This is a genomic window from Mesorhizobium sp. P5_C1, assembly GCF_054049815.1.
This window is the reverse complement of the sequence record NZ_JBFULQ010001283.1, coordinates 1-695: the sequence shown is the minus strand read 5'-3', so window position 1 is coordinate 695 and position 695 is coordinate 1. Positions and strand designations below refer to the sequence as shown.

Genomic DNA, 695 nt, shown 5'->3' with positions numbered 1-695 from the left:
CATACGCCGTCTACAGGCCGCCAATGCTCGGCTTTCCGTTCCTGGCTGTCATCCTATCGGTGGACGGGACAGCCACAGCAAGAGGCGACGCCGCGGCCTTCAACAGGCTGATGGCTGAGATTGAGCAATCTGGTAAGATCAAGAATTGACCGCATTCGACCCAAAAAGAAGCGGGCAATTATGGGGCACCTTGCAGGGTTACCCCGCCTTGTGCATTCTCCATTGCGATGTCCCAGAAACAATACCTCAACCACCGATTAGAATGTCCCTACTGTCTCACAATACGGCTGAGAATCCCGCACGACGCTCGCCCGGAGACCCCGATCGTTTGCGATGATTGCGGAGAGTACCTCGGCACCTGGGATGAACTGCAGACCGACTTCGAGAAGCAAGGCGGTAACTCCGGAGTGTTCCACCTCGAAAAGGGCCGTATCCGGCGAATTGAATAAGTGCTCATGAAGAAGCCACAAGGGGATAGCAGCAGTGGCCTACACGGTGATCTGGTACGGGAAACAGGGCATCCTTGAAAAGACGCACTTCGATGCGGAGAAAGTGGCACGGGACTACGCTCTAGCGACCTTTACCGATCGAAAGTCCGGTATCGTAGCTGTGGAAGTTCGCAAAGATGATGGCACTGTTGTATTCAGCAAGGCAGGGGGCAGCTAAAATCTCAGCGGTTCACCTTCGGCGAGATC

The 695-nt window shown here is 55.0% G+C and carries 1 protein-coding gene; it reads left to right on the top strand.

Annotated elements, in window-relative coordinates:
- The first annotated feature begins 483 nt into the window (after positions 1-483).
- Complete coding sequence (locus tag ACXJ7R_RS35395; RefSeq protein ID WP_457155840.1) at positions 484-666, top strand: hypothetical protein; 183 nt, start codon at positions 484-486, stop codon at positions 664-666.
- Positions 667-695 lie beyond the last annotated feature (29 nt).